This is a genomic window from Caulobacter segnis (assembly GCF_023935105.1).
Taxonomy (GTDB): domain Bacteria; phylum Pseudomonadota; class Alphaproteobacteria; order Caulobacterales; family Caulobacteraceae; genus Caulobacter; species Caulobacter segnis_B.
In genome coordinates this window covers 5,401,588-5,428,574 of sequence record NZ_CP096040.1, presented here as the reverse complement: position 1 = coordinate 5,428,574, position 26,987 = coordinate 5,401,588, and the positions used below count along the sequence as shown (strand labels likewise).

Annotated in this window: 29 protein-coding genes; 17 read left to right on the top strand and 12 right to left on the bottom strand. The window is 68.9% G+C overall.

The features are described 5' to 3' along the window. Positions 1-145: 145 nt before the first annotated feature. On the top strand, positions 146-946 hold the full coding sequence (locus tag MZV50_RS25190; RefSeq protein WP_252632074.1) for an SDR family NAD(P)-dependent oxidoreductase: 801 nt from the start codon (positions 146-148) through the stop codon (positions 944-946). 83 nt (positions 947-1,029) lie between these two features. Next, complete coding sequence (gene rlmN / locus MZV50_RS25185) at positions 1,030-2,244, top strand: 23S rRNA (adenine(2503)-C(2))-methyltransferase RlmN (RefSeq protein WP_252632073.1); 1,215 nt, start codon at positions 1,030-1,032, stop codon at positions 2,242-2,244. A 69-nt stretch (positions 2,245-2,313) separates the two neighbouring features. On the opposite strand, the gene MZV50_RS25180 is transcribed toward rlmN, so the two are convergent. Further along, positions 2,314-2,691 (bottom strand): ArsR/SmtB family transcription factor, encoded by a 378-nt coding sequence (locus tag MZV50_RS25180; RefSeq protein ID WP_252632072.1) that lies wholly within the window; start codon positions 2,689-2,691, stop codon positions 2,314-2,316. 50 nt (positions 2,692-2,741) lie between these two features. Here MZV50_RS25180 and MZV50_RS25175 point away from each other — a divergent pair, with 50 nt between their 5' ends. The 3 genes from MZV50_RS25175 (at position 2,742) to MZV50_RS25165 (ending at position 4,572) form a co-directional block, all read left to right on the top strand. After that, positions 2,742-3,191: an SRPBCC domain-containing protein gene (locus tag MZV50_RS25175; protein ID WP_252632071.1), complete on the top strand. Its 450-nt coding sequence runs from the start codon at positions 2,742-2,744 to the stop codon at positions 3,189-3,191. 93 nt (positions 3,192-3,284) lie between these two features. Continuing rightward, a complete protein-coding gene (locus MZV50_RS25170; RefSeq protein ID WP_252632070.1) occupies positions 3,285-3,713 on the top strand; it encodes a DUF350 domain-containing protein in 429 nt (142 codons plus the stop codon). A gap of 25 nt (positions 3,714-3,738) precedes the next feature. Next, positions 3,739-4,572: a S1 family peptidase gene (locus tag MZV50_RS25165; RefSeq protein ID WP_252632069.1), complete on the top strand. Its 834-nt coding sequence runs from the start codon at positions 3,739-3,741 to the stop codon at positions 4,570-4,572. Here MZV50_RS25165 and MZV50_RS25160 read toward each other — a convergent pair. From MZV50_RS25160 to rdgB, 8 genes are all read right to left on the bottom strand, one after another. Next, the gene (locus MZV50_RS25160; RefSeq protein ID WP_252632068.1) at positions 4,569-6,266 is read right to left on the bottom strand and encodes an AmpG family muropeptide MFS transporter; all 1,698 of its coding nucleotides are present in this window, start codon (positions 6,264-6,266) and stop codon (positions 4,569-4,571) included. The genes MZV50_RS25165 and MZV50_RS25160 overlap by 4 nt on opposite strands. 36 nt (positions 6,267-6,302) lie before the next feature. Beyond that, positions 6,303-7,856 (bottom strand): response regulator, encoded by a 1,554-nt coding sequence (locus MZV50_RS25155; RefSeq protein WP_252632067.1) that lies wholly within the window; start codon positions 7,854-7,856, stop codon positions 6,303-6,305. Positions 7,857-8,312: 456 nt separating this feature from the next. Further along, positions 8,313-9,266 carry a glutathione synthase gene (gene gshB, locus MZV50_RS25150; RefSeq protein ID WP_252632066.1) on the bottom strand — a complete coding sequence of 318 codons (954 nt, stop codon included), beginning with the start codon at positions 9,264-9,266 and terminating at the stop codon, positions 8,313-8,315. Between the two features lie 94 nt (positions 9,267-9,360). Then, a complete protein-coding gene (locus MZV50_RS25145) occupies positions 9,361-10,176 on the bottom strand; it encodes a SirB1 family protein (RefSeq protein ID WP_252632065.1) in 816 nt (271 codons plus the stop codon). Continuing rightward, complete coding sequence (locus MZV50_RS25140) at positions 10,173-10,571, bottom strand: YraN family protein (RefSeq protein ID WP_252632064.1); 399 nt, start codon at positions 10,569-10,571, stop codon at positions 10,173-10,175. The genes MZV50_RS25145 and MZV50_RS25140 overlap by 4 nt, the downstream gene beginning before the upstream one ends. Next, on the bottom strand, positions 10,571-11,443 hold the full coding sequence (rsmI, locus tag MZV50_RS25135; RefSeq protein ID WP_252632063.1) for a 16S rRNA (cytidine(1402)-2'-O)-methyltransferase: 873 nt from the start codon (positions 11,441-11,443) through the stop codon (positions 10,571-10,573). The genes MZV50_RS25140 and rsmI overlap by 1 nt, the downstream gene beginning before the upstream one ends. Positions 11,444-11,479: 36 nt before the next feature. Further along, the gene (gene hemW / locus MZV50_RS25130) at positions 11,480-12,670 is read right to left on the bottom strand and encodes a radical SAM family heme chaperone HemW (protein ID WP_436792193.1); all 1,191 of its coding nucleotides are present in this window, start codon (positions 12,668-12,670) and stop codon (positions 11,480-11,482) included. After that, entirely contained in the window at positions 12,663-13,265 is a 603-nt protein-coding gene (rdgB, locus tag MZV50_RS25125; protein WP_252632062.1) for an RdgB/HAM1 family non-canonical purine NTP pyrophosphatase, read from the bottom strand. Before rdgB ends, hemW begins: the two co-directional genes overlap by 8 nt. 250 nt (positions 13,266-13,515) lie before the next feature. Between rdgB and MZV50_RS25120 the strand changes: the two genes are divergently transcribed. The 3 genes from MZV50_RS25120 to MZV50_RS25110 all read left to right on the top strand — a co-directional run bounded on the left by MZV50_RS25120 (position 13,516) and on the right by MZV50_RS25110 (position 14,518). Next, positions 13,516-13,632: a hypothetical protein gene (locus MZV50_RS25120; protein WP_252632061.1), complete on the top strand. Its 117-nt coding sequence runs from the start codon at positions 13,516-13,518 to the stop codon at positions 13,630-13,632. Positions 13,633-13,736: 104 nt separating this feature from the next. Beyond that, a complete protein-coding gene (locus MZV50_RS25115; protein WP_223392657.1) occupies positions 13,737-14,270 on the top strand; it encodes a DUF2975 domain-containing protein in 534 nt (177 codons plus the stop codon). A gap of 17 nt (positions 14,271-14,287) precedes the next feature. Beyond that, entirely contained in the window at positions 14,288-14,518 is a 231-nt protein-coding gene (locus MZV50_RS25110) for a helix-turn-helix domain-containing protein (RefSeq protein WP_252632060.1), read from the top strand. Here MZV50_RS25110 and MZV50_RS25105 read toward each other — a convergent pair. The 3 genes from MZV50_RS25105 to rph all read right to left on the bottom strand — a co-directional run bounded on the left by MZV50_RS25105 (position 14,515) and on the right by rph (position 17,087). Beyond that, positions 14,515-15,309, bottom strand: a complete 795-nt coding sequence (locus tag MZV50_RS25105) for a retropepsin-like aspartic protease family protein (RefSeq protein WP_252632059.1) — start codon at positions 15,307-15,309, stop codon at positions 14,515-14,517. The genes MZV50_RS25110 and MZV50_RS25105 overlap by 4 nt on opposite strands. 13 nt (positions 15,310-15,322) lie before the next feature. Beyond that, a complete protein-coding gene (locus MZV50_RS25100; protein WP_252632058.1) occupies positions 15,323-16,300 on the bottom strand; it encodes a S1C family serine protease in 978 nt (325 codons plus the stop codon). 70 nt (positions 16,301-16,370) lie between these two features. Beyond that, the gene (rph, locus tag MZV50_RS25095; protein ID WP_252632057.1) at positions 16,371-17,087 is read right to left on the bottom strand and encodes a ribonuclease PH; all 717 of its coding nucleotides are present in this window, start codon (positions 17,085-17,087) and stop codon (positions 16,371-16,373) included. Between the two features lie 143 nt (positions 17,088-17,230). On the opposite strand from rph, the gene hrcA reads away from it, so the two are divergent. The 9 genes from hrcA to gyrB all read left to right on the top strand — a co-directional run bounded on the left by hrcA (position 17,231) and on the right by gyrB (position 26,910). Further along, the gene (gene hrcA / locus MZV50_RS25090) at positions 17,231-18,307 is read left to right on the top strand and encodes a heat-inducible transcriptional repressor HrcA (RefSeq protein WP_252632056.1); all 1,077 of its coding nucleotides are present in this window, start codon (positions 17,231-17,233) and stop codon (positions 18,305-18,307) included. 12 nt (positions 18,308-18,319) lie between these two features. After that, on the top strand, positions 18,320-18,958 hold the full coding sequence (gene grpE, locus MZV50_RS25085; protein ID WP_252632055.1) for a nucleotide exchange factor GrpE: 639 nt from the start codon (positions 18,320-18,322) through the stop codon (positions 18,956-18,958). 151 nt (positions 18,959-19,109) lie between these two features. Then, a complete protein-coding gene (dnaN, locus tag MZV50_RS25080; protein ID WP_252632054.1) occupies positions 19,110-20,228 on the top strand; it encodes a DNA polymerase III subunit beta in 1,119 nt (372 codons plus the stop codon). 72 nt (positions 20,229-20,300) lie between these two features. Then, entirely contained in the window at positions 20,301-22,232 is a 1,932-nt protein-coding gene (locus tag MZV50_RS25075) for a S9 family peptidase (RefSeq protein ID WP_252632053.1), read from the top strand. Positions 22,233-22,243: 11 nt separating this feature from the next. Beyond that, positions 22,244-22,540, top strand: coding sequence for an ArsR/SmtB family transcription factor (locus tag MZV50_RS25070; RefSeq protein WP_252632052.1), 297 nt, complete (start codon positions 22,244-22,246; stop codon positions 22,538-22,540). Positions 22,541-22,610: 70 nt separating this feature from the next. Then, positions 22,611-22,982 (top strand): VOC family protein, encoded by a 372-nt coding sequence (locus MZV50_RS25065; protein WP_252632051.1) that lies wholly within the window; start codon positions 22,611-22,613, stop codon positions 22,980-22,982. Between the two features lie 88 nt (positions 22,983-23,070). Continuing rightward, positions 23,071-23,226, top strand: coding sequence for a hypothetical protein (locus MZV50_RS25060; RefSeq protein ID WP_252632050.1), 156 nt, complete (start codon positions 23,071-23,073; stop codon positions 23,224-23,226). 44 nt (positions 23,227-23,270) lie between these two features. Beyond that, positions 23,271-24,431, top strand: coding sequence for a DNA replication/repair protein RecF (gene recF / locus MZV50_RS25055; RefSeq protein ID WP_252632049.1), 1,161 nt, complete (start codon positions 23,271-23,273; stop codon positions 24,429-24,431). Between the two features lie 13 nt (positions 24,432-24,444). Further along, a complete protein-coding gene (gene gyrB, locus MZV50_RS25050) occupies positions 24,445-26,910 on the top strand; it encodes a DNA topoisomerase (ATP-hydrolyzing) subunit B (RefSeq protein ID WP_252632048.1) in 2,466 nt (821 codons plus the stop codon). The last annotated feature ends 77 nt before the right edge of the window (positions 26,911-26,987 follow it).

The window sequence follows — 26,987 nt, the reverse complement described above, 5'->3', positions numbered from 1 at the left end:
CCGCGGCCCGGAGGGGGCGCGCGTTCCGTACCTGGCGCGCCCCTTCCGCCCCCTTCCTCGCGAGGGATTTCGAGGGCTTCTTGAACCGAAGCGCGGGCCGTGCTGGTCTCCGGCGAAGTTTCGTCTTTCACCGGATCACCCGAGCATGGCCCGCCGCCTCGCCCTGATCACTGGCGCTTCCGCCGGCATCGGGGCCGCCTCCGCCCGCATTTATGCCAGCCACGGCTACGACGTGGCCCTGACCGCGCGCCGGGCCGACCGCCTGGAGGGCTTGGCCGCCGAGATCACGCTGCGTTCGGGCGTCGAGGCCTACGCCATCCCCGCCGACCTCTCCGATCCCGCCGGGACCGACACGGTGCTGGCCGCGCTGGCCGAGCAGGGCCGCGTGGTCGACGCCTTGGTCAACAACGCTGGCTACGGCCTGCCGGGGACCTATGCGTCCACCAGCTGGGCCGACCAGGCGATGTTCCTGCAGGTGATGCTCACCAGCGTCTGCGAGATGACCCACAAGGTCCTGCCGGGCATGGTCGAGCGCCGCTTCGGCCGCATCGTCAACGTCGCCTCGCTGGCGGGCCTGGTCCCCGGCGCGGCCGGCCACACCCTGTACGCGGCGACCAAGGGCTTCCTGGTCAAGTTCTCCCAAAGCCTGCACCTGGAGAACCTCTCGACCGGCGTCCACGTCAGCGCCCTGTGCCCCGGCTTCACCTATTCGGAATTCCACGACGTCAACGGCACCCGCGCCCAGGTCAGCCAGGGCGTGCCCGAGTGGCTGTGGCTGGGCGCCGACGAGGTCGCCGCCGCCGGCTACGAGGCCGCCGAGGCCAACCGCTCGATCTGCGTGCCCGGCGCCCCGAACAAGGCCATCGCCGCCATCGCCAAGGTCGTGCCCGACGACTGGGCCCTGGCCCTAATGGCCAGCCAGGGAAGCCGCTTCCGCAAGGTGTAGGCAGCTGCGGCCGCCGGTCCTTTTGGAAAACCGGCCCGGACCTGCTATATGTCCGCCTCGACCCCGAAGAGCCGGACACCCCCTTGAGCGTCACCCTCGACCTGTCGCGCGTCTCCACCGACGCCGCGCCCGCCCAACCCGTCACTAAGCCGATGATCAACCTCTCGGGCCTGACGCGCCCGCAGCTGGTCGCGGCCCTGGTCGAGAGCGGCGTGGTCGAGCACGGCAAGGCCAAGATGCGGGCCACCCAGATCTTCCGCTGGATGCACCATCGCGGCGTCACCGACTTCGCCAATATGAGCGACGTCGCCAAGGAGACGCGCGCCCGCCTCGCCGAGACCTTCACCATCGCCCGGCCGGAGATCGTCGAGCGCCAGGTGTCCAAGGACGGCACCCGCAAGTGGTTGATCCGCATGGCCCCGGGCATCGAGGTCGAGAGCGTCTACATCCCCGGCGTCGGCCGCGCGGGCGCCCTGTGCGTCTCCAGCCAGGTCGGCTGCACCCTGAATTGCAGCTTCTGCCACACCGGGACCCAGCCGCTGGTCCGCAACCTGACCGCGGCCGAGATCGTCGCCCAGGTGCAGGTGGCCAAGGACGACCTGGCCGAATGGCCGTCGGACAAGGAAGACCGCGTGCTCTCGAACATCGTGTTCATGGGCATGGGCGAGCCGCTGTACAATCTGGGCCAGGTGGCCGACGCCATCGAGATCATCAGCGACAACGAGGGCATCGGCATCTCGCGTCGCCGGATCACGGTCTCGACCTCGGGCGTCGTGCCGATGCTGGAAAAGCTGGGCGACAGCACGCAGGCGATGCTGGCCATCAGCCTGCACGCGACCAACGACGCGCTGCGCGACGTCCTGGTGCCGCTGAACAAGAAGTATCCGATCGCCGAGCTGATGGCCGGAATCCGCGCCTATCCGGGCCTCAGCAACGCCCGCCGTGTGACCTTCGAGTACGTGATGCTGAAGGGCGTCAACGACAGCCCCGACGAGGCGCGTGCGCTCGTGAAGCTGATCAAGGGCATTCCGGCCAAGATCAACCTGATCCCGTTCAATCCGTGGCCGGGCAGCGACTATCAGTGCTCGGACTGGTCGACGATCGAGGCCTTCGCCGCGATCCTCAACAAGGCCGGCTACTCCTCGCCGATCCGCACCCCGCGCGGGCGCGATATTCTGGCCGCCTGTGGGCAGCTGAAGAGCGAGAGCGAGAAGGTCCGCGCCTCGGCGCTGCGCAAGCTGTCGCTGGCGGCGATGGCCGGCGTGCTGAGCGAGGACGACGAGGACGAGGCGGCTTAACACCCCATCCGCTCATCCCCGCGAAAGCGGGGCCCCAGGCGGACTTTCAGGGTACGGCGCGGCCTCAGGCTAATCCGCTGACTCGGCTTGGGTCCCCGCTTTCGCGGGGTTGAGCGGTGGTGTGGGTTCCTCCACCGCCGTCTTCAGCCGGCTGAGCATGCGCGCCGCATAGGCCGCGTAGGGCCCGATCCAGCGTTCGTGGATCGCGTGCACGGGCAGGGCGTCCAGGTGGTTCCAGCGCTCGCGGCCACGCCGTTCGGCCACGACCAGGCCAGCCTCTTCCAACACGCCCAGGTGCTGCATCACGGTGCAGCGGTCCAGCTCGGGAAACCGCGCGCACACCATGCCCGTGGTCAGCGACTCGGCCTTCAGCAGATCCAGGATATGGCGCCGGACCCGGTGGCCCAGGGCCTTGAAGATCAGGTCCGCTTCGTCCTCGCTTGACATGTTATAAGATTATAACACATGGTCGCGGCCAGCAAGTGAGGAGATGTCCCATGTCGCACGAATTTACCGTCAGCGGCCGGATCGCCAAGCCGGTCTCCGAGGTCTTCGAAGCCGTGGCCGATCCCAAGCGGCTGTCCGGCTACTTCACCACGGGCGGGGCCCAGGGGCGGCTTGAGACCGGCGCCACCGTCACCTGGGACTTCCACGACTTCCCCGGCGCCTTTCCGGTCGAGGTGGTCGAGGTCGTGGCGAACGAGAAGATCGTGCTGCGCTGGGGCTCGGCCGAGCCGGGCGCGACGCATAAGACCGAGGTGACCATGACCTTCGCCGACACTGGCGACGGCCGCACCCTGGTTCGGATCCACGAGGCCGGCTGGAGCGACACCCCGGCGGGCGAGAAGGCGGCGTTCGGCAATTGCGAGGGCTGGACCGGCATGCTTTGCGCGCTGAAGGTCTTCGTCGAGCACGGCCTGAACCTGCGCGAAGGCTTTTACAAATAGAGCGAACGCCGTCCGGCGCGGACGCCCCTACGCAAGACTCGCCGACCCGTGTTAGTCAGGTCGCCAAACATCTCCGCAGGGTAGTCCGCGTCCATGCCGTCCCAGCTCCAGTCGCCCGAGGTCCAGGCCTTCGCCACCGGCTTCCCGGTCACCCTGCTGCACGCCGGCGTTACCCTGGTGATGCTGATCCTGGGGACCACGCTCTACGCCCTGCTGACCCCGCACAAGGAAATCACCCTGATCCGCGAGGGCAACTCGGCCGCGGCCCTGTCGCTGGGCGGAGTCATGGTCGGCCTGGCCATTCCGCTGGCCATCTCGCTGACCGCCTCGACCTCGGTGATCGAGATCATGATCTGGGGCGCGGCGACGATCGCTGTGCAGCTCCTGGTGTTCCGCGTCACCGACATGGTGCTCAAGGGCCTGCCCGAGCGGATCCATGAAGGCGAGATCTCGGCCGCCGCCCTGCTGGTCGGAGCCAAGCTGGCCACCGCCCTGATCCTCGCCGCCGCCGTGGCGGGCTGATCCGACAGAGCCCGGGGGCGTAACGGTGCATTTCCCCAAGCTTCCCGACTGGCTGGTCTACGCCGCGGCGGTCAGCGCCCTGCTGATCGTCGCCGTCGGCCGGCAGGAGCGCTCGGACGCGCCGCCGCCGCCGCCGCCGGTGCCGGGCGAGGAGGGGCTGCCGCTGGGGCCGTCCTCGCCGTTCGATCCCTCGATCGTGGTCCAGGTGCCAGACCGGCCCGAGCCCGGCTCGGGCACGGCGTTCTCGGTCGGGGACGACGGAACCTGGCTGACCGCGCGCCATGTGGTCGACGGCTGCAAGTCGGCCGCCATCGTCGTGGCCGACGGGCGCGGCGTGGCCGCCCGGATCACCGTCGATCCGACCGCCGACGCCGCGATCCTGACCACCGAGGGCGGGGCGCCGGCCGTGCCGCTGGGCCTGGACCAGCCGCTGCGCCGGGGCGCGCGCGCCTACCATCCGGGCTTCCCGCAGGGCCATCCGGGCGAGGCCGCCTCGCGCCTCCTGGGCCGCGAGAACCTGGTCGTCCATGGGCGGGGCGCCCGCACCGAGCCGGTGCTGGTCTGGGCCGAGGTCGGCCGCACCGATACGCTGAAGGGGACGCTGTCGGGCCTGTCGGGCGCGCCGGCCCTGGACGCCGCCGGCCGGGTGATCGGGGTGACCGTCGCCGAAGCGCCGCGCCGGGGTCGCATCTACACGACCGCGCCGGAGACGCTGAAGACCCTGCTGGGTCCGCGCCGCCGGCCCAGTCCGTCCGAATTCTCGTCCAGCGAGCCGATCACCACCGAGAACTATGGCCGCGTGGCCGACGGGCTGCGCCGCGACCTGCGGGTGGCTCAGGTGGTGTGTCTGGCGGTCTAGGCCGTCTCGGTCTCGAGCGGCTTCTGCCGCGCCGCCACCATGAACGACAGCACGATCGCCACCACGCCGATCAGGGCCGTGTAGATGAAGAAGGTCGTGTAGCCCGCCGCCATGGCCTGGGCGCTGACGCCAAGCTTGGCGCCGGCGGCCGTGAAGCTCTCGGGCGGCAGGCGGGTGAACAGGCCCTTGAGCAGGCCGATCGGCCCGCCGTGCTCGGCGGCCTGGGCCGAGGCCTCGACGATGCGGCCCGACTGCGAGGCGATCAGCTTGCCGGGCAGGGCGTACAGCGACGAGAACAGGGCGTACTGCGTGGCGGTGAAGCCCGCCGTCGTCAGGCTGGACATGTAGGCGATCAGCGCCGTGCCCGCGATCCCGCCGGCGATATTGTCGATACAGATCGAGGCGAACAGCATGCCGGTGTTGTGGCCGCTCATGGCCAGGACGGCGAACATCAGGTTGCTGATCGGCTGGGCGAAGGCGCCGATGATCAGGGCCTTCATCAGGCCGAGCCGCGCGACGATCACCCCGCCCAGGAACACCCCGGCCATCGAGGCGATGATGCCGAACACCTTCCGGATCTCGGCGATCTCGGTCAGCGTGAAACCCATGTCGCGATAGAACGGGTTCATGATGTTGAGCACGAAGTCCGAGACCCGATAGACGCAGATCGTCGCCAGGATCAGGCCGGCGACCCCGGCGAAGCGGGTCATGAAGTCCTTCAGCGGCGAACCGAGCGCCGTGGACAGATAGACGCCCGGCTTGGTCGGAACTTTCGGAATCGGCCAGGCGGCGACGATGATCACCACCAGGCCGGCCAGTACGCCCAGCAGCTGCAGCCAGACGCCATTGGGCTTGGCCTTCCAGGCGGCTTCCAGGGCTTCGCCGCCCGCGAACTTGGACAGCAGGCTGGCGTCGCCCGACAGGCCCGAGCCGACCAGCAGGGCGCCGACCAGCAGGATGGCCAGGCGTACCAGCCACTCGCCGACCTCCAGGGGCTTGGGCTGGTTGATGCCGTCGGTGTGAATCTCGCGGATGGTGTGGGCCTGCTCGCGCGGGGCGCACAGGGTGGCGATCACGCCGACCAGCATGGCGCCGGCCATGAACAGGTACGAGATGTTCCAGTTGAAGTGCTCGGCCAGCAGCAGCGGCACGGCGCCGGCGGCGATCATCGCGCCGCGATAGCCCCACTGCACGGCCACGGCCATTTGGCCCTGGCGTTCGGTGTCGACCACCTCGATCCGCCAGGCGTCGATGACGATGTCCTGGGTGGCGGTGGCGAAGCCGACGATCACCGCCGTCAGCGCCATCAGCGGCAGGTTGGCGACGGGATTGAGCGCCGAGATTCCCGCCAGGCCGGCGATGATCACCGCCTGGCACACCAGCATCCAGGCGCGGCGATGGCCCACCAGATTGTGCAGCACCGGCACCTTGGCGCGGTCGATCAGCGGGGCCCACAGGAACTTGAACGAGAAAGACAGGGTGGCCAGGCTGAAGAAGCCGATCACCGTCAGCGACAGTCCTGCGTCGCGCAGCCATAGCGACAGGGTGTCGAAGATCAGCATGAACGGCAGGCCGGACGCGAAACCGAGGCCCAGCATCACCAGGCTGCGCCGCTCGCCGAAGAAGGCGAGGGTCTGGAGAAGGGTCTTCTTCTCCCGCGGCCCCTGTTCCTTGGGCTTGGCGTCGTCGGTCATCGCGATCCCCTTGCGGGGAGAAGCGCCCCCGGCCTGCTAGCCGGCGACCTTGGCTCGCGTCGCAGGTTTCGTCCAGCGGCTGGCGACGCCGCCCCCGGCGCTGCCGGGCGTCCAGCGTTTGAGGACGTCGCGCAGGGCTTCCTGGGTCAGCGGCTTGACCAGGAAGTCGTCCATGCCGGCGGCCAGGCATGCGCGCTTGTCTTCGTCGAAGGCGTCGGCGGTCAGGGCGGCGATCGGGGCGGTGACGCCCTTTGCCCGCAGGGCGCGCGCCGCCTCGACGCCGGACATGCCTGGCATGCGCTGGTCCATCAGGATCAGGTCGTAGGCCCCGGCCACGGCGGCCGCCACGGCCTGCTCGCCGTCGGCGACGCGATCGACCTTGCAGCCTTCGCGCTCGAGCAGGGTGCGGGCCAGCAGGGCGTTGATCGGATTGTCCTCGGCCAGCAGCACGCGCACGCCGTGGGCCACGGCGCCGGCGATACGGTCGTCATGGGCGGAGGCGTCGGCCGATGCGCCGCCGTCCTCGCCCTGGGTCGCGTCGGCCTGCAGCACCTGGGCGACCATCGAGGCCGCGCGCAGCGGCTTGATCAGATAGCCCGAGAAGCCGGCGGCCTTCAGCGGGGCGATGTGGTCGCGCTGTTCGGGGGTCAGCAGCACCACGGCCTTGCGGCCCGGCGGCAGCTTCAGGGCCCCGCGCGGGCCCGACAGGGCCTGGTCGATCAGCAGCACGGCGTCGGCCGGCGCGCCCGACACGGCCGAGGCGATGTCGACGGCGACGAAGGCGCGGGCGCCGGCGGTCTCGATCTGGCGCGCGGTGGCGGCGCGGACGATGGCGTTGGGCGAGGCGATGGCGACGCTGCGGCCCTTCAGCGGGGTCTCGCGGACGGCCGGGGCGACGCTCTCGAACGGGGCCTCGAACCAGAACTCGGCGCCCTGACCCAGCTCGCCGCCGACCCCGACCTCGCCGCCCATGGCGGTGGCCAGGCGGGCGACGATGGCCAGGCCCAGGCCCGCCCCGCCCAGCTGGGTGGCGTGGGTGATGTCGGTCTGGACGAAGGCTTCGAAGATGCGGGCGCGGGCCTCGGGGGCGACGCCCGGCCCGGTGTCGGCCACCGAGAAGCGAATGCGGCCGCCTTCGATGGCGGTGGCCGTCAGCAAGACGCCGCCGGCCTCGGTGAACTTCACGGCGTTGCCGGCAAAGTTCAGCAGGATCTGGCGCAGGCGACCCTCGTCGGCCCGGATGACCGGCAGGGGCGAGGGCGCGGTCCAGGCGATCTCGACGCCCTTCTCGTGGGCGCGCGGGCTCATCAGCTCGGCGACCTGACGCAGCAGGCCCTCGACATCGACCGGGGCGAGGCTGAGTTCGATCGAGGCCGCGCCCAGGCGGGCGAAGTGCAGCACGTCGTTGACCAGCGACAGCAGATGGTCGCCGCTCTCGCGCAGGGCGGTGACGTAGGACCGTTGCTCGGCCGTCAGCTTGGTGTTTTCCAGAAGGCGGGCCATGCCCAGCACGCCGTTCAGCGGGGTGCGGAACTCGTGGCTCAGGGTGGCCAGCTGCTCGGGCGTGACGCCGGGTTTCGGATCGCTCATGGCGTATGAGCTTAGCCGCCGCGCCTTAACGGGGGGTCAAGCCACGGAAATTTAAGCGAACGCCGTTTGCTCAAAGCGGGTCTTCGCGGAACGGGCGAGAATGACGCGGCACATTCAGCTCATCGGTCAAGCAACTGCGCCAGGTGGGCGTTTACACCGCTGAACGCATCGAAGGGACGACAGCCAAAGTGGAGGTGTCGGCCACATGCAGCGGTTTCCGCGCCGTGGTGGCATCCAGAACACTTCGATGAATGATGCTGCGGGAACGCGCTGCTACGGCGCACCGGCGCACCGGCGCGCCGAGCCTCGACGCCCTCGAACGCGACGGTGACCACTCTGGCGGCCATCGCAAACCCCCGTGGCTAATGGATTTTATCCACAACTCACAGCATAGCTTGCGAAATGGAGCAGGAACAAAAAACGAACAATTTAGGAAATTGGCGTCATTGCGCAGAGTTACCCACCGTTGCGGCGAATGTCCTCGATATGATCCCAGAGTACGGCCGCGGCGTTGACGCCGGTGAATCGCTTGAGCTGTTGCGCGCCGGTGGGCGACGTAACGTTGATTTCCGTCAGATACTCGCCAATGACGTCGATGCCGACAAAGATCAGTCCACGACGCTTTAGTTCGGGTCCGATGATCTTGCACAGTTCCAGGTCGCGGGCCGTCAGGGCGACGGCTTCGGCGCGGCCGCCGACCCGCAGGTTCGAGCGCACCTGGCCCTCGGCCGGCACGCGATTGATGGCTCCGACGGGCTCGCCATTCACCAGCAGGACGCGCTTGTCGCCCTTGCTGACCGCTGGGACGAACTTCTGGGCGATGACCTGCTCGCGGCCGATCATGGCGTGCAGTTCCAAGAGGGCGTCCAGGTTCGGGTCGTCGGCCAGCAGCCGCGCCACACCCGAACCGCCGCCGCCATAGAGGGGCTTCAGCACGATGTCGCCGTGGCGGGCGCGGAAGTCGTAGATCGCCTCGTGGTCCGAGGTGATCAGGGTCGGCGGCTGCACGCCCGGGAAATCGGTGACGAACAGCTTCTCGGGCGCGTTGCGCACCTCGGCCGGGTTGTTAACGACCAGGGTGTGCGGGTGGATCTTCTCCAGGAAGTGCGTGGCCGTGATGTAGGCCATGTCGAACGGCGGATCCTGGCGCATCAGCACGACGTCGATGTCGTCCTTCATGTCCAGCACCACCGTCTCGCCCAACTTGGCGTGCGCGCCCTTCTCGGCGAACACCTCCAGCGGCTGGGCCCGGGCGAACACCCGCCCGTCCTCCAGCGACAGCTTGTCGGGCGTATAGAACCACAGCTTGTGGCCCCGCTCCTGCGCCTCCAGCATCATCAGGAAGGTCGTGTCGGTGTCGATGTTGATCCCCAGCACGGGATCCATCTGGACGGCGACTCGCAGCGACATGGGGGCTCCTGGGCTTTGTATGGAGCCTAGTTAAGCCGTTTTGTCCGGAACGCTAGTTCAGCCTGAGCCGCATCCGCTCGCGCGGCGCCCCTACCTAGTTGAGTCTGAGCCGCATGCGTTCGCGTGCGGCTCTGGCGGCGATCGCCGCGCCGCCGTCCAGGATCTGGGCGCGGGAGAGGGCCTGCAGAGCCCCCGCCAAGGCCCCCTGGCCCTCGCGGGCGGCGGCGACGTCCAGCCATGGGCGGTGGTCGGCGGGATTGAGCAGGGCGCGGCGCAGGGCCGAGCGCTCGGCGCGTGGCCAGTCCTTGGCCTGCTGGGCGCGGGCGAAGATGTTGTTCTGCAGGCGGATCAGCACGGCGCGATCCGAGATCGGGGCCATCAGCAACTCCAGCCGCGAGGCGACGTCGGGCATCAGGCCGGTGCGCAGGGCTCGGCGCGAGAGCTCGGACGGCAGCACCACCCGGCCTTCGCTGAATGGATCCAGGGCCAGGGGGCCTTCTTCGGTCTCGATGCGCAGCAGGAAGTGACCGGGGAAGTCGACGCCGAACAGCTCCAGCCCCACCTGGCGGGCGGCGTGCAGGTAGAAGACGCCCAGCGCCACCGGCAGGCCCTTGCGGCGATCGGCGATGGCGATGACGTCGGCGTTGTCGGGATGATCGTAGGTCAGGACGTCGCCGGTCAGCCGCAGGTCGCCGGCCAGGGTCTCGGCCACGGCTTCCTCGGGCGACTCGGTCTCGGCGCGGCGGCGCAGACGCTCGACCGCGTCGCGGGCCAGGTCGATGGCCGGCGTGGCGTCGCGGCCGGGATCGTCGTGGATGGCGCAGGCCAAGGCGGCCTCGAACAACGGGAAGGTCTCGTCGGGACCTTCGCCGGCCCGGGTCAGGATGTCCTCGGCCTCGTCGCGCGTCATGCCGGGCCTCCCGTCATGAAGCCATCCGGCCAGGCGTTTGGCAGGTGGCGCGGCGCGCGGCCGGGCGCCAGGGCGATCAGGTCCAGGCGGACGATCAGGTCGCGCAGCCCGGCGCGATGCGCGCCCAGATGGGCGGCGGCGCGATGCAGGCGGTCACGCTGGGTCGGCGTCACGGCGTCCAGGGCGTCCTCGATCGTGGTTCGTTGCTTGACTTCCACAACGGCCATCACCTTGCCGCGTTGCGCCAGCAGGTCGATTTCGCCCAGCGGCGTGGCCAGGCGGAAGCCCAGGATCCGATAGCCCTTGGCCATCAGCCACAGCGCCGCCAGCACCTCGGCGCGGCGTCCCAGCTTGCGCGCCTCGGCGCCGCGCGCTTGACGGACGCCGGCGACCATCAGGTCCGCTCCTTCAAGGCCAGGGCCTGGCGATAGAGGTCCTTGCGCGACAGGCCCAGGGCCTTGGCGACCTCGGAGGCGGCTTCGCCGAGGGGCAGGCGGGCCATGGCCTCGCGCAGGGCGGCCTCGGCGTCGTCGGCGCTGGCGACCTTCTCCGCGCCGGGACCCACCAGGATGACGATCTCGCCCTTGGGGGCCTCGAAGCGCGGGTCGGCGGCCAGCGCGTCCAGCGGGCCGCGCACGCAGGTCTCGTAGAGCTTGGTCAGTTCACGGCACACCGCCGCCTGCCGGTCGCCGCCGAACACGACGGCCATGTCCGCCAGGCAGTCGGCGACCCGCGAAGCGCCTTCGTAGAAGATCAGGGTGGCGCGGGTGTTGGCGAACTCTTCCAGGAAGGTCCGGCGGGCGGCGCTCTTGGGCGGCGGGAACCCGGCGAACAGGAAGCGGTCGGTGGGGAGGCCCGCCAGGGTGAGCGCCGCGAGAGCGGCAGAAGCGCCGGGGATCGGGATCACCGGATGGCCGGCCGCGATCGCCTCGCGCGCCAGACGATAGCCGGGGTCGGACACCATGGGGGTGCCGGCGTCCGAAACCAGGGCCACGCGCTCGCCGGCCTCCAGCCGTTCCAGAATGCCGGGGATCGCCCGTTCGGCCACGTGCTCGTCGTGGCGTTCCAGCCGGGTGCGGATCCCGTAGGCCGAGAGCAGCTTGCCGGTGACGCGGGTGTCCTCGGCCAGCAGCACGTCGCAGCCGGCCAGCACGTCCAGCGCCCGCAGGGTGATGTCGCGCAGGTTGCCGATCGGCGTCGCCACCAGATAGAGGCCGGGCGCCAAGGGCGCGTCCGACAGGGCTGGCGGGGGAAGCTGACGGCTCAACGTATGGATGTCCCTTGTGCTCGCGGAGAAGGCATATCAGGTCGCGAGCGTTCCTGTCAGCCGGTCCAGAACGAGGCGACCCGTCCGAGTGGCGCGCAATCGATTGGAGTCGTCGGCCAGCAGGCCGGCCTCCACCAGATCGCGGACCTTGGGCAGGGACGGCGAGAGGCCCAGGGGGGCCATTTCGTCGAAACCGACCCCCTCGTCGATTCGCAGGCCCAGAACCAGGCGCTCCTCGGCGGCCTCTTCGGCGGCGAGGATCTCGCGCTCGAAGCCGACGCCCGTGTCGGCCACGGCGGCGACATAGGTCTTGATGGCGCGGTGGGCGATGGTCGCCGCGCGCCCCCCCAAACCAGGATTGGCGGGCAGGGTCAGGCGTCCGTGCGCGCCGGGGCCGACGCCGACATAGTCGCGACCACGCCAGTAGACCAGATTGTGTCGCGAGCGGGCGGCCTCGCCCCGCGCATGGTTGGAGACCTCGTAGGCGTCGAAGCCGGCGGCCTCGAGGATCTCCTGCGTCGTCTCGAACAGGGTCGCGGCCAGGTCCTCGTCGGGCACGACCAAGGTCCCGCGCCCCACCGCCCGATCGAAGGCCGTGCCATGCTCGATGGTCAGCTGATAGGGCGAGACGTGCTCGGGGCCTAGGGCGATAGCTTCGGAAAGCTCGGCGCGCCAGGCGGCGTCGGTCTGGCCCGGACGGGCGTAGATCAGGTCGATCGACAGGCGCGGGAAGGCCCGCGTCGCGGCCGCGATCGCCCGCCGCGCCGCGCCGGCGTCGTGGTTGCGGCCCAGCGCCTTCAGCGCGGCGTCGTCCAGGGCCTGAACCCCCAGCGACAGCCGCTGGACCCCGGCGTCGGCCAGGGCCGCGAAGCGGTCGGCCTCGGCGTCGGTCGGGTTGGCCTCCAGGCTGATCTCCAGGTCGGGGGTCGGCCGCCACAGGACCTTGGCGGTGTCGATCACCCGGGCGACCTGGGCCGGATCCATCAGCGAGGGCGTGCCGCCGCCGAAGAAGATCGACAGCAGAGGCTGGTCGCCGGTCAGGGCGCGCTGGGCGACCAGGTCGGCGACGATGGCGTCGGCCAGGGCCTGCTGCTCGTCGGTGCGGCCTCGGTCGCGGACGACGTTGAAGTCGCAATAGGGGCAGATGCGCGCGCAATAGGGCCAGTGGACATAGACGCCCAGGCCCTCGTCAGGTCGATGAGGGTGGCCCGCGCGGGGATCAGTCAAACAGCGCCGCCTTCAGCTTGGCGAAGGCGCGGGCGCGATGGCTCATGGCGTCCTTGGCGGTGGGTTCCATCTCGCCGAATGTCAGGCTCTCGCCTGCGGGGATGAAGACCGGATCGTAGCCGAAGCCGCGGGTCCCGCGACCCGGGAACACCAGGCTCCCATCGACGCGGCCCTCGACCACCACGGCCGGGCCGTTCGGCCAGGCCACGGCCAGGGCGGAGGTGAACCAGGCCGCGTAGTCCTCGGTCCCCGTCGCCTCGATCCGCTCGGCGACCTTGTCCATGGCCATGGCGAAGTCCTTGCCGGGACCGGCCCAACGCGCCGAGTAGATCCCCGGCGCGCCGTCCAGCGCCTTGACCGACAGACCGGAGTCGTCGGCCAGGGCGGGGAGGCCGGAAAGGTCGGCGGCGTGGCGAGCCTTCAGGAGGGCGTTGCCGACGAAGGTGCTTTCCGTCTCCTCCGGCTCGGGCAGGCCCAACTGGCCGGCGGTGACGATCTCGAAGCGGCCGTCCAGCAGGGCGGCGATCTCGGGCACCTTGCCCGGATTGTGGGTCGCGGCCACGAGCTTCGCGCCCTTTTCAAGCGTCAGCGGCATCGTTCACTCCGTTGGCAATGCGTGCGTCGAGGCTCCTTTAACGCGATGCGCGGCGTTTGGCGCGGAGCGATGCCGTGCGGGCGGTGTGACCTTACGGCAACTGTCGTTTGCCCGTCCGCATCATTACGGTAGTTTAATATCGTTTTTCGATAATCGAGGTTGGCGGAACGCAAAGCGGGTCCTATTTGTTGATCCATGGCGAGGGCCGAATGGATCGGCCCGGGCCATGTCTCTCAAACTGGAAAACAAGATGTCCTCCGCCCGCCTGTTCCGCATCGCCGACAAAGTCGTCATGACCGTGATCACCGCCGCGCTCATCGTGGCCGTGCCGGTGTCGGCCGTGGCGTTCGTGGTGCGGACGCTCTAGGCGCCGGACGAGGGTTCACGAGAGATCACCGGGGTTTCCAAGCCCTAGCTTTTGACGTCTCCTCGCCACGCGAGGCATTTGAGCGTCGCTGTTGGGGAGCAGCCATGCGCGCCTTGGGGCCCGGCTCCGTTTCGAGTTTCCTGAAGATCATCCTCGACGTGATCTACGTCGGGCTATGGATCTTCGTCAGCCTGCTGTCGCTGTTCACGCTGGTCGCCCTGCTGTTCAGCTTCAATCCCGAACTCCTGGCCTCGATGTTGCCGATTAGCGACGCTGTCGAGGCCGTCAGCCGCAACGGCGCGCTGTTCGCCGGGGCCCTGGCGGCCTGGGCGCTGCTGCTGGGCGGCTGGATGGTGATCGTCGAGCGGCTGCGCAAGATCTTCGCCACCCTCACCGCCGGCGACCCCTTCCATCCCGACAACGTCGTGCGCCTGCGCCTGATCGGCCTGGTGCTCGCCGGGCTGGAGGTCGGCCGCTACGTCTTTTCGGGCATGGCCCGTTGGCTGGCCCCCAAGGCCAAGGTCATCGACGACAGCTTCACCCTGACCGCGTGGTTCTCGGTGCTGGTCGTCTTCGTCCTGGCCGAGGTCTTCCGCGAGGGCGCGCGCCTTCGCCGCGAAGCCGAACTCACGATCTGAACCGGAGCGACCGCCGTATGCCCGTCCGCGTGAACCTCGACCGCGTGCTGCTGGAACGGCGGATGTCGCTGACCGAATTGTCGGACCGGGTCGGCGTGACCATCGCCAACCTCTCGATCCTGAAGACCGGCAAGGCGAGGGCGGTGCGGTTCTCGACCCTGGACGCCCTGTGCCGAGAACTGCAGTGCCAGCCCGGTGACCTGCTGACGTTCGAATACGGTCCGGCGGACGCGGACGACGAGGACTAGTAGGCCCGGCCCTTCTCGTCCTCGCGCCATTTCAGGATCATCTGACGGTCGCGGAATTCGAAGGCGTCCAGACGGCTCAGGAAGCTCATGCCCAGCAGTGAGCCGCTCATCGGGGCCTTGTTGACCATCACCCGGAAACCTTCGAGCCTGATCGACCCGACCTCCAAGCGGGTAGTGTCGTAGGCGGCGCTGTAGCCCTTGCCGTTGGCGGTCTCGGACTCGTAGCCATAGTTCAGCGTATCGACCGGAATGCCCAGCCGACGAGCGTCGGCGGGACTCAGCACGGTCTCGGTCGCGCCGGTGTCGACGATGAACCGCACGCGTTGGTCGTTGACCATGCCGTCGACCACGTAGTGGCCGTCCTCGCCCTGGGGCACGACCAGGGTCCGCTCGCCGACCGCGACGGGCGCGCCGACGTTGAAGGCCAGCTTCAGCTTCTGCGGGACGCCCGACAGTTCGGCGCGATAGGCGTAGCCGAGGGCCAGCACCGCGATGACCCCTGTCCAGATCGCCGCGTATTTCAGGTACTGGCGCGGCGAGCCCTGCAGGCCGCGCAGCAGCGCCGTCGAGACCAGCACCACAACGCTCAGCTTGAGGAACAGGTTGGCCTGGTCCTGGCCGGTCTGGATCGCCTCGGGATAGGCGCGGATCAAGGCTGCGACCAGCACGCCGACGGCGACCAGAAGTCCCAGCCACAGCCACACGCGATGGCTTGGAACCGGTGGCCCGGCGGCCGGTCGGGGCAGGGATGTCGGCGGGGTGTCGGGCTGGTCCCAGGGGCCTTTTGTCATCGGGGATCGAGCGTCAATTCAGCCGCCGCTTCTTCAGCAGGCTGGCGCGGTCCATCGAGCGGATCTCGACCTCGAACGCGTCGCCTTCGCGCAGGATCTTCAGGGGCACGCCGACGCCGGCGTCGCCCAGGCTCCACATCGCTTCGTAAAACTCGGCGAGGTCCGAGACCGGCTGGCCGTCGACGGCCAGGATCAGGTCGCCGGCCTTCAGCTCGGCGCGGGCGGCCGGACCCTTGGGCGAGATGCCGACGATGACGACGTGGTTCTCCATCTCCTGGGCGAAGACGCCCAGCCACGGCCGCGGCGGGTGCGGGGCCTGGCCGCGAGCCAGGTCGTGCAGGATGGGCGGCAACAGCTCGGCCGGCACGAACATGTTGATCGGGCGGGCGTCGCCGTTCTGGTCGCGGCCTTCCAGGGTCAGCGAGCCCAGGCCCACGAGGTCGCCCTTGGGGCCGATCAGGGCCGCGCCGCTCCAGTGCGGGTGGGCGGGACCGGCGATGATCGCATCGTCCAGCAGATATTCCCAGTAGCCGGCGAACGGCATGCGAGCCAGGACCTTGCCGGCCACGGCGTGAGCGCGGCCGCCGGCCCCGGCGGCGATGATCGCGTCGCCGGTCTCCAGCCTCTTGGCCGAGCCGATGGTCATGACCGGCAGGTCCAGCGGCTCCAGCGCCTGGACGAGGCCCAGGCCCGAGCGGGCGTCCAGCCCGAGCACGTGGGCCGGCACGCGGCGGCCGTCGTTGCGGGTCAGCACGACCTCTTCGGCCTCGGTGATCAGATAGGCCATGGTCAAAACGAGGCCGCCGGGGCCGACGACCACGCCGTTGCCGACGCGTTCGGTCCCCAGAATGTCGGCCGTGTAGGCGTCGGGCGGAACCTGGGCCTCCAGCGCGACCATCGAGGCCAGCGCCAGGTCCAGGTCGAAGCGATAGGCGTCAGCCGACGGACGCAGGCGGGCTTCGACTTCATGGCCTTCGAACGGGGTGGTCACCGGGAACTCCTAAACCTTCAGGATAGGAATCTGGGACCGCCGCCCCGTTCCGGCAAGAGCCGGGGAAAGGTTAGGCCCCGATCGCCGCCCGTTGCATCACGAACAGCTCGTTGATGCCCTTTTCAGCCAGGCCGTACAGCGCCTCGAACTCGGCGCGGGTGAAGCCGCGCTTCTCGCCGGTGGCCTGGATCTCGACGATGTCGCCCGCGCCGGTCAGCACGAAGTTGCTGTCGGCTTCGGCGCTGGAGTCCTCTTCGTAGTCGAGGTCGAGGACCGGGACGTTGTTGAAGACGCCGCACGAGACGGCCGCGACCTGGCCCAGGATCGGGTCGGTCTTCAACACGCCCTCGTCCAGAAGGTACTTGGTGGCCAGGCGCAGGGCGACCCAGGCGCCGGTGATGGCGGCGGTGCGGGTGCCGCCGTCGGCCTGGACGACGTCGCAGTCCAGGGTGATCTGTCGCTCGCCCAGGGCCTTCAGGTCGACGACGGCGCGCAGGGAGCGGCCGATCAGGCGCTGGATCTCCTGGGTGCGGCCGGTCTGCTTGCCGGCGGCGGCCTCGCGGCGGCCGCGGCTGTGGGTGGCGCGGGGCAGCATGCCGTACTCGGCCGTCACCCAGCCCTGGCCCTTGTTGCGCAGCCAGCCGGGGACGTTCTCCTCGACCGTGGCCGTGACCAGCACCTTGGTGTGGCCGAACGCGATCAGGCAGGAGCCCTCGGCATAGCGGTTGACGCCGGTTTCCAGCGTGACGGCGCGCAGCTGGTCGGGGGCGCGTTCGGACGGACGCATGCGGAAACTCCGGGACATTTGAATACGTGTGACGGGCCGCTTATCCTATTGAGAGCCGAACTTGAATGAGGCCGCCTGCTTTTGTTCGCCGACCGGGTCCCAAACGACACGCCCTCGCGGGCTCCCCCCAGGGGCGAGATGGCATGACCCATCTCTTCCCGGGGCCGATCGTGCCTACGCCGGGCCTCACCGAGCTGGACGGCCGCGCCCGCGACATTTTCCGCCGCGTCGTCGAGTCGTATCTGGAGACGGGCGAGCCGGTCGGGTCGCGCACCATCTCCAAGGGTGGCTTGGCCCTGTCGCCCGCCTCGATCCGCAACACCATGCAGGATCTGGCGCAGCTGGGCCTGCTGGACGCGCCGCACACCAGCGCCGGGCGGATGCCGACCCACGCGGGCCTGCGCATGTTCGTCGATGGCCTGCTGGAGGTCGGCGACGTGGCCGAGGCCGACAAGCAAGCCATCGAGGCGCGACTGGCCGTGAAGGGCCGCTCGTTCGAGGAAGCCTTGGCGGAAGCCAGCGCCGTGCTCTCCGGCCTGGCCGGCGGGGCGGGCATCGTCGTCACCCCTGTCCGCGAGGGCGGGGTCAAGCACGTGGAGTTCGTGCCGCTGGGCGGCGGCCAGGTGCTGGCGGTCATGGTGTTCGAGGACGGCCAGGTCGAGAACCGGCTGATGCGCCAGGCGCCGGGCGTGACGCCCTCGGCGCTGCAGGAGGCCAGCAACTTCCTCAACGCCCGCCTGCGCGGCCGCACCCTGAGCGAGGCCCGCGGCGAGATGAACGCCGAGCTGGACGCCGCCCGCCGCCAGCTGAACCAGACCGCCGCGCGCTTGGTCGAGGATGGCCTGGCGGCCTGGAGCGGCGGGGAGGGCGACGCCCGCTCGCTGATCGTGCGCGGCCAGGCCAACCTGCTGGCCGACGCCCGGGCCCGCGAGGACATCGATCGCGTGCGCCAGCTGTTCGACGACCTGGAGCAGAAGGGGCAACTGATCGGGCTCCTGGACGACGTGCGCGACGCCGAGGGCGTTCGCATCTATATCGGGGCCGAAACGCGCCTGTTTTCGCTTTCGGGTTCCTCGGTGATCGCGGCGCCCTATATGACGGGCCGTCAGAAGGTGCTGGGCGCGATCGGCGTGATCGGTCCGGCGCGGTTGAACTACGCCCGAGTCATTCCGTTGGTGGACTATACCGCCCGGGTGCTGGGGCGGATGATGGATGGATAAGGACTTTACGAGATGACCGACGAGCAAACGCCGGCTGAAGACGTCGCCTTCGAAGCCGATGACGCGTCGCAGGAAATCGAGGCGCTGAAGCTGGAGGTGGCCGCCCTGAAGGAGCAGGCCCTGCGCTACGCCGCCGAGGCCGAGAACACCAAGCGCCGCGCCGAGCGCGAGATGAACGACGCGCGCGCCTACGCGATCCAGAAATTCGGCCGCGACCTCTTGGGCGTCGCCGACAACCTATCGCGCGCCACCGCCCACAGCCCGCGCGAATCGACCGACGCGGCCGTGAAGAACTTCATCATCGGCGTCGAGATGACCGAGAAGGAGCTGCAGAGCGCCTTCGAACGTAACGGCCTGAAGAAGATCGACCCGGCCCAGGGCGAGAAATTCGATCCTCACCTGCACCAGGCCGTGACCGAACAGCCCTCGACCGAGGTCGCCGCCGGCGGCGTGGTCGCCGTGCTGCAGGCCGGTTACGAGCTGATGGGCCGGCTGGTGCGCCCGGCCATGGTCGCTGTCGCCGCCAAGGGTTCGACGGGCCCCCAAGTCGGAGCATCGGGCGACGAACAGGCCGGCGCTTCCGCCAACCCCTATGCCGGGGCCGGGGCGGATGAGGACAGCTCGGGCGGCGCGTTCGACACGAAAGCCTGACTTTAAGGCGCGCGGGGCGCGGAAATGACCGCCGCGCCCCCTTTCGCCCTTCGCGCTTTGCGATAATGTCGGCGGTCCCTTCACCACGGGAGGGCGGGGCGATTCCGAGGATTCTTTCGCACGCCCCCGTTCCCGCGTTCTGGACCGGATTATGAAGCTTACGATCGAACGGGCGGCGCTGCTGAAGGCGCTGGGGCATGTGCAGAGCGTCGTGGAGCGGCGCAACACCATTCCGATCCTGTCGAACATCCTGCTGTCGGCCGACGGCGACCGTCTGTCGTTCTCGGCCACCGATCTGGACATGGAGATCATCGACGAGGGCTTCGCCCAGATCGACGTCCCGGGCCAGATCACGGCTCCTGCGCACACCCTGTACGAGATCGTCCGCAAGCTGCCCGACGGCGCCGACGTCTCGCTGACCTTCAGCGGCGACGACCCCCGCCTGGTCATCCAGGCCGGCCGCTCGCGCTTCAACCTGCCGGTGCTGCCGGCCGGCGACTTCCCGGTGATGAGCAGCGACGGCCTGTCGAACCGCATCGCGGTCGACACCAACGAACTGATCCGCCTGATCGACAAGACCCGTTTCGCGATCTCGACCGAAGAGACCCGCTACTATCTGAACGGTCTCTACCTGCACACGGTCAACGAAGGCGGCGAGACCAAGCTGCGCGCCGTGGCCACCGACGGTCACCGCTTGGCCCTGGCCGAGATGCCGGCGCCCGAGGGCGCGGCCGGCCTGCCGGGCGTGATCGTGCCGCGCAAGACCATCGCCGAGGCTCGCCGCCTGATGGAATCGGCCGGCGAGACGGTCGACGTCCAGCTGTCGCCGCAGAAGGTCCGCTTCGAGTTCGGCCAGGCCGCCCTGACCTCGAAGGTCATCGACGGCGCCTTCCCGGACTATCTGCGCGTCATCCCGCGCGACAACGCCAAGATCCTGACCCTGGACAACGACCTGTTCGCCAAGGCCGTCGACCGGGTGGCCACCATCTCGGCCGAGAAGAGCCGCTCGGTGAAGCTGGCCATCGAGCCGGGCCGCATCACCCTGACCGTCCGCAACATGGAAGCCGGCCAGGCCGTGGAAGAGGTCGAGGTCGACTACGACGGCGAGCCCTTCGAAATCGGCTTCAACGCCCGTTACCTGCTGGACGTCTGCGGCCAGATCGCCGGCCCGCAGGCCGAGTTCCGCTTCGCCGACCCGGCCAGCCCGACCCTGGTGGTCGATCCGGTGGATCCGGGCGTGAAATACGTGCTGATGCCGCTGCGGGTCTGATCGCGCGCGCTGGCTTTTCAAGAACAATGAACGGGCGCTTTCGGGCGTCCGTTCTGCTTTCGGGGTTCCGTCATGAAGAAGCTGTTGGCCGCCTCGGCCGCCGTCCTGGCCCTCGCCGCCGCCATTCCCGTCCTGGCCCAGCAGGTTGATCGCCGCGAGATCGGCAATCAGATTCTCGAGAACGTGCCGGTCGCGTCGCCCGCGATCCGCGAAGGCCTGGCGCGCTACCAGAACGCCCGCTCGGCCTATTTCGACGACTGGTCCTCGACGGGCGGCATGGTCGTCATGACCCGCTTCGGCAACACCAACCAGCTGCACCTCGTGGCTGGGCCGGGCGCCGATCGCAGCCAGATCACCTTCTACGACGAGCCTGTCGGCGCGGCCAACACCCTGCCCAGCGGCCAGATCCTGTTCTCCAAGGACACCGGCGGCGATGAGTGGTTCCAGCTGTTCCTGCGCGAGCCCGACGGCAAGACGGTCCAGCTGACCGAACCCGGAACGCGCAACCAGTCGCCGGCCTGGTCCAAGGACGGTTCGGTGCTGGTCTGGTCGCGCGCCACGAAGGGCTCGGCCGACTACGATGTGCTCATGCGCGACTCGTCGGGCGCGACCAAGGTGATCTACAAGGGCCAGGGTCAGGTCTCGCCGATCGCGGTGTCGCCCGACGGCAAGACGGTGCTGCTGGGTCGCTATTTCTCGATCAACGAGAGCAAGCGCTGGCTGCTCGACGTGGCCACCGGCAAGCTGACCGAACTGAACCCGAGCAAGGCCAAGATCGCCTACGACGGCGGCAAGTTCACGCCGGACGGCAGGTCGGTGCTGCTGCTGTCGGACGAAGGCTCGGACTTCCTGCGCCTGGTTCAGATCGACCTGGCCACCGGCGCCAAGGTCACCCTCTCGGGCGAGCGCCCCTGGGACATCGAGGACTTCGCCCTGTCCGACGACGGCCGCATCCTGGCCTATGTCGTCAACGAGGACGGCTATTCGAAGCTGGTGACGCAGGACTTCCGCACCCGCCGCGCCCTGCCGCAGCCGCAACTGCCGGCCGGCGTGGTCAGCAGCATCGCCTTCTCGCCCGACGGCGCCAAGCTGGGCTTCAGCCTGGCCACCCCGACCGCGGCCAGCGACGCCTGGAGCTGGGGCGTGACCGACGCCAAGCTGGAACGCTGGACGGCCTCGGAGCTTGGCGGATTGGACCCAAAGGCCCTGGCGACGCCCGAGCTGGTCCGCTTCCCGTCGTTCGACAAGCGCTCGATCCCGGCCTTTGTCTATCGGCCCAAGCTGGCCGCCGGCCAGCGGGCGCCGGTGATCATCGACATCCATGGCGGGCCGGAAGGCCAGTCGCGCCCGACCTTCAACGCCTTCCACCAGCACACGGTGGCCGAGCTGGGCGCGGCGGTGATCGTCACCAACGTTCGTGGCTCCACCGGCTACGGCAAGACCTATCTCAATCTCGACAACGCCGAGAAGCGCGAGGACTCGGTCAAGGACATCGGCGCGCTGCTGGACTGGATCAGGACGCAGCCCGACCTCGATCCAAATAGAGTGGTGGTCTACGGCCAGTCGTACGGCGGCTACATGTCGCTGGCGGTGATGACCCACTATTCCGACCGCCTGGCCGGCGGCGTCGAGCGCTACGGGATTTCGAACTTCGTCTCGTTCCTGCAGAACACCGAGGCCTACCGCCGTGACCTGCGCCGGGCCGAATATGGCGACGAGCGCGACCCGAAGATGCTGAAGGCCTTCGAGACGATCTCTCCGATGAACAACGTCGGCAAGATCACCAAGCCGATGCTGGTCATGCAGGGCTGGAACGACCCGCGCGTGCCCAAGTCGGAGTCCGATCAGGTGGTGGCCAAGCTGCGCGAGAAGGGGATCGAGACCTGGTACGTGCAGTTCAAGGACGAGGGCCACGGCTTCCTCAAGAAAGCCAACAACGACCGCCGCCGCGAGGTCGAGACCCAGTTCCTGCAGAAGGTGCTGGGCGTCTCACCGGCCCAGTAGCGGGGCGCTGCGTGGACAAGCCCGCCGGAACGCTCGACGACACCTTCCAGGCGCTGGCCGATCCGACCCGGCGAGCGATCCTGAGTCGGCTGGGCCAGGGTCCGGCGAGCGTTGGCGAGCTGGCCGCGCCGTTCGACATGGCCCTGACCTCGTTCATGAAGCACCTGAAGATCCTGGAACGGGCCGGCTGGATCACGACGACTAAGTCGGGACGGGTGCGGACCTGCGCCATCGTCGCCGATCGCTTCGCGGATGTCGGCGCCTGGGTCTATGGTCACCGGGCGCTCTGGGAGAACCGACAAGGCTGACGCAAGGGTCATATTGCGTGGGCTCATAAGGGCGCTAAGGTCCGTTTCATATCAAAACGGGAGGCGGCCCATGGCCAAGGTGAACTATGTGACGGTGGGGTCGAACGACCTGGAGAAGGCCAAGGCCTTCTATGACGGTCTCCTCGGCTCGATCGGCTTCAAGCCGCTGTTCGAGCATCCGTCCGGCGGTCGGCTCTATCGCGGCGACGGCTGCATGTTCGGGGTGCTGGGCCCGTTCGACGGCAATCCGGCCTGTATCGGCAACGGCATGATGGGCGGCTTCGCCTTCGACACCGTCGAGGAGGTTGACGTCTTCCACGCCAAGGCCCTGGAACTGGGCGGTAAGGACGAGGGCTCGCCCGGCGCGCGGATGCCCAAGGCCTATTTCGCCTATTTCCGCGACCTCGATGGCAACAAGCTCTGCGGCTACAAGATCGGATAGGTTTCACCAGTCCAACTTTCGCCCCGATCCCGACCCCGTGCGGTCCCGATCGGGGCGCATCCCCGTCGGGCTCGACGTGGAGATGAACATGCGTATCGCCTGGGAACGTTTCGGCGTCGTTCTGATGAGTGTCGGCCTCTGGGCCGTCCTCCTGGTCTTCGGGCGGCACGCCCTGCACATGGCGCGGGGCGAGGTCCACACCCTGGCCCATCTGGCGCTGAGAGGGCGTAGCCGACTGGTCTGAAGTCCGGGGGCTGCGCATCGCCCCCGAAATGCTATTAGGCGCTCATGGCGTCGGCCGCTCTGCTTTCCCTGACCCTGACGGATTTCCGCTCGTACGAGCGCGCCCGCCTCGAGACCGAGGGGCGCAGCGTCTATCTGTTCGGCGCCAACGGGGCCGGAAAGACCAATCTTCTCGAGGCCATCAGCCTGCTGACCCCCGGCAAGGGCCTACGCGGGGCCAGCATGGCCGAGGTCGGCCGCAGGCTGCCGGGCCAGGCCGTGGGGCGCGCCTGGGCGGTAGCGGCCGAGATCGAGAGCGGTGACGACGCTCCCGTGCGGATCGGCACCGGCGTCGAGCAGGGCGGGGCGGCCCGCCGGACGGTGCGGATCGAGGGCGAGACCGTCCCGCCCGGCCGTCTGGCGGACCTGGTGCGCCCGATCTGGCTGACTCCGACCCAGGACCGCCTGTTCCTGGAAGCCGCGTCCGAGCGACGGCGCTTCTTCGATCGCCTGGTCTTCGCGGGCGAGCCGGCCCACGCGGCCAACGCCAACGCCTATGACAAGGCCCAGCGCGAGCGCATGCGCCTGCTGACCGACGCCTATGAGGCGGGAACCAGTCCCGACGCGGACTGGCTGAACGCCCTGGAGGCGCGGCTGGCCGAGAGCGGGGCCCTGATGTCCCAGGCCCGCGCCCGCACCCTTCAGGCCTTGCAGAGCGAGATCGACGGGCGCGGCGACAGGCCGTTCCCCCAGGCCCGGCTGACCTTGAGCGGCGAGTGGGAAAAGCTGGCTCTGGGCGGGCTTCCCTTTGCCGAGATCGAGGAACGGCTGGCCGCCGCCCTGTCCGCCGCGCGGCCCCGCGACGGAGCCGCCGGGCGGGCCCTGACCGGTCCTCACCGGGGCGATCTGGCCATCTTCCACGTCGAGAAAGACCGTCCGGCCGCGGAATGCTCGACCGGCGAACAGAAAGCGCTGATTCTGAACCTCGTTCTGGCCCAGGCGGCGCGACTTTCGGGTGCGGAATCCGCGCCGAATCCTGTAATACTACTCGACGAAGTCGCCGCGCATCTCGATCTTACCCGACGAGCCGCATTGGCCGACGAACTCACGGCGCTCAAGCTCCAGGCCTTCCTCACCGGCACGGACGAGTCGCTGTTCGACCATCTCAAGGGTCGGGCATTAGGTGTTCGCGTGGGCGACACCGGCCTTACCCCACTGGGCGCATAGCTCTGGAAGACGAATGACCGAGAACACCGAAGACCAAGTTCCCGAAGCGCCGACCCCGGAAATGACCACCGAGGAAGCCGCCGCCCAGTACGGCGCGGATTCGATCAAGGTGCTGAAGGGCCTCGACGCGGTCCGCAAGCGCCCGGGCATGTACATCGGCGACACCGACGACGGCTCGGGCCTGCACCACATGGTCTACGAGGTGGTCGACAACGCCATCGACGAGGCCCTGGCCGGTCACGCGACCAAGGTCCAGGTGATCCTCAACGCCGACGGCTCGGTGACGGTCACCGACGACGGCCGCGGCATTCCGACCGACATCCACGAGGGCGAAGGCGTCTCGGCGGCCGAGGTCATCATGACCCAGCTGCACGCCGGCGGTAAGTTCGACCAGAACAGCTACAAGGTCTCGGGCGGCTTGCACGGCGTCGGCGTCTCGGTCGTCAACGCCCTGTCGGACTGGCTGGAACTGCTGATCCACCGCAATGGCAAGGTCCATCAGATGCGCTTCGAGCGCGGCGACGCGGTGACGTCGCTGAAGGTGACCGGCGACTCGCCGGTGCGCGAGGACGGCCCGAAGGCCGGCGAGACCCTGTCGGGCACGGAAGTGACCTTCTTCCCGTCGCGCGACACCTTCGCGTTCATCGAATTCGACCGGAAGACCCTGGAGCACCGCCTGCGCGAGCTGGCGTTCCTGAACTCGGGCGTGACGATCTGGTTCAAGGACCATCGCGACGCCGAGCCGTGGGAAGAAAGGCTGTTCTACGAGGGCGGCATCGAGGCGTTCGTCCGTCACCTGGACAAGGCCAAGACCCCGCTGCTGAAGGCCCCGATCGTCGTGAAGGGGACCAAGGACAAGGTCGAGGTCGACCTCGCCATGTGGTGGAACGACAGCTACCACGAGCAGATGCTGTGCTTCACCAACAACATCCCGCAGCGGGATGGCGGCACGCACCTTTCGGCCTTCCGCGCGGCCCTGACCCGGATCATCACCGGCTATGCCGAGAGCTCGGGCATCATGAAGAAGGAAAAGGTCAATCTGGGCGGCGAAGACGCCCGGGAAGGCCTGACCTGCGTGCTGTCGGTCAAGGTTCCGGACCCAAAGTTCAGCTCGCAGACCAAGGACAAGCTGGTCTCGTCCGAAGTGCGGCCGGCCGTCGAGAACCTGGTTTCCGAAGGCCTCTCGACCTGGTTCGAGGAGCACCCGAACGAAGCCAAGCAGATCGTCAGCAAGATCGCCGAGGCGGCCGCGGCCCGCGAAGCGGCCCGTAAGGCCCGCGAACTGACGCGCCGCAAGAGCGCGCTCGACATCACCAGCCTGCCCGGCAAGCTGGCCGACTGCTCCGAGCGCGATCCGGCCAAGTCCGAGATCTTCATCGTCGAGGGCGACTCGGCCGGCGGCTCGGCCAAGCAGGCCCGAAATCGCGACAATCAGGCCGTCCTGCCCCTGCGCGGCAAGATCCTGAACGTCGAGCGCGCCCGCTTCGACAAGATGCTGTCGTCCGACCAGATCGGCACGCTGATCACGGCGCTCGGCGCCGGCATCGGCCGCGACGACTTCAACCCGGACAAGGTGCGCTACCATAAGATCGTGCTGATGACCGACGCCGACGTCGACGGCGCCCACATCCGCACCCTGCTGCTGACGTTCTTCTATCGGCAGATGCCGGAGCTGATCGAGCGGGGCTACATCTATATCGCCCAGCCGCCGCTCTACAAAGCCGCTAAGGGCAAGTCCTCGCGCTATCTGAAGGACGACAGCGAGATGGACGCCTTCCTCGTCGACGAGGGTGTCGACGGGGCCGAGCTGGACCTCTCCTCGGGCGAGCGCATGACCGGCCAGGACCTGTTGGCCCTGGTGCAGCTGTGCCGTTCGGCGAAGGGCAATATCGACCGCCTGGCTTCGCGCGCTCCGGCCTCGGCCATCGAGCAGGCGGCCTTGGCCGGCCTGCTGGGCGAGACCCCGGACGCCACGGCCGCCGCCACGCGCCTGGACCTCTATGCCGAGGAGGGCGACGGGCCCTGGTCGGGTGAACGGGGCGATACGGGCTTCGTGTTCAGCCGCGTGCGCCGTGGCGTGTCCGAGCGTGTGGTGCTGGACGACGTGCTGCTGCACGCCGCCGACGCTCGCCGTCTGGCCGAGCGCGCCGTCAAGCTGGCCGAGATCTTCGCGGGCCGGGCCGTGTTCCGCCGCAAGGACAAGTCGACGACCGTGCGAGGGCCGCTGGACCTGGTGAACGCGGTGCTGGACGCCGGCCGCAAGGGCCTGACGATCCAGCGCTACAAGGGTCTGGGGGAGATGAACCCCGACCAGTTGTGGGAGACCACGCTGGACGTGGAGGCCCGCACCCTGCTGCAGGTGCGGGTGAATCACGCCGACGACGCCGACGACATGTTCAGCCGCCTGATGGGCGATCTGGTCGAGCCACGCCGTGAATTCATTCAGGAAAACGCCCTCGACGCCGAGGTCGACGTCTAGAACGCCGTTCTAAGTGCTCGCTTTCCAAGCGCCGGGCGCCCGTTTCGCGGGCGTTCCGGCGCCTTTTCGCGTTGTGC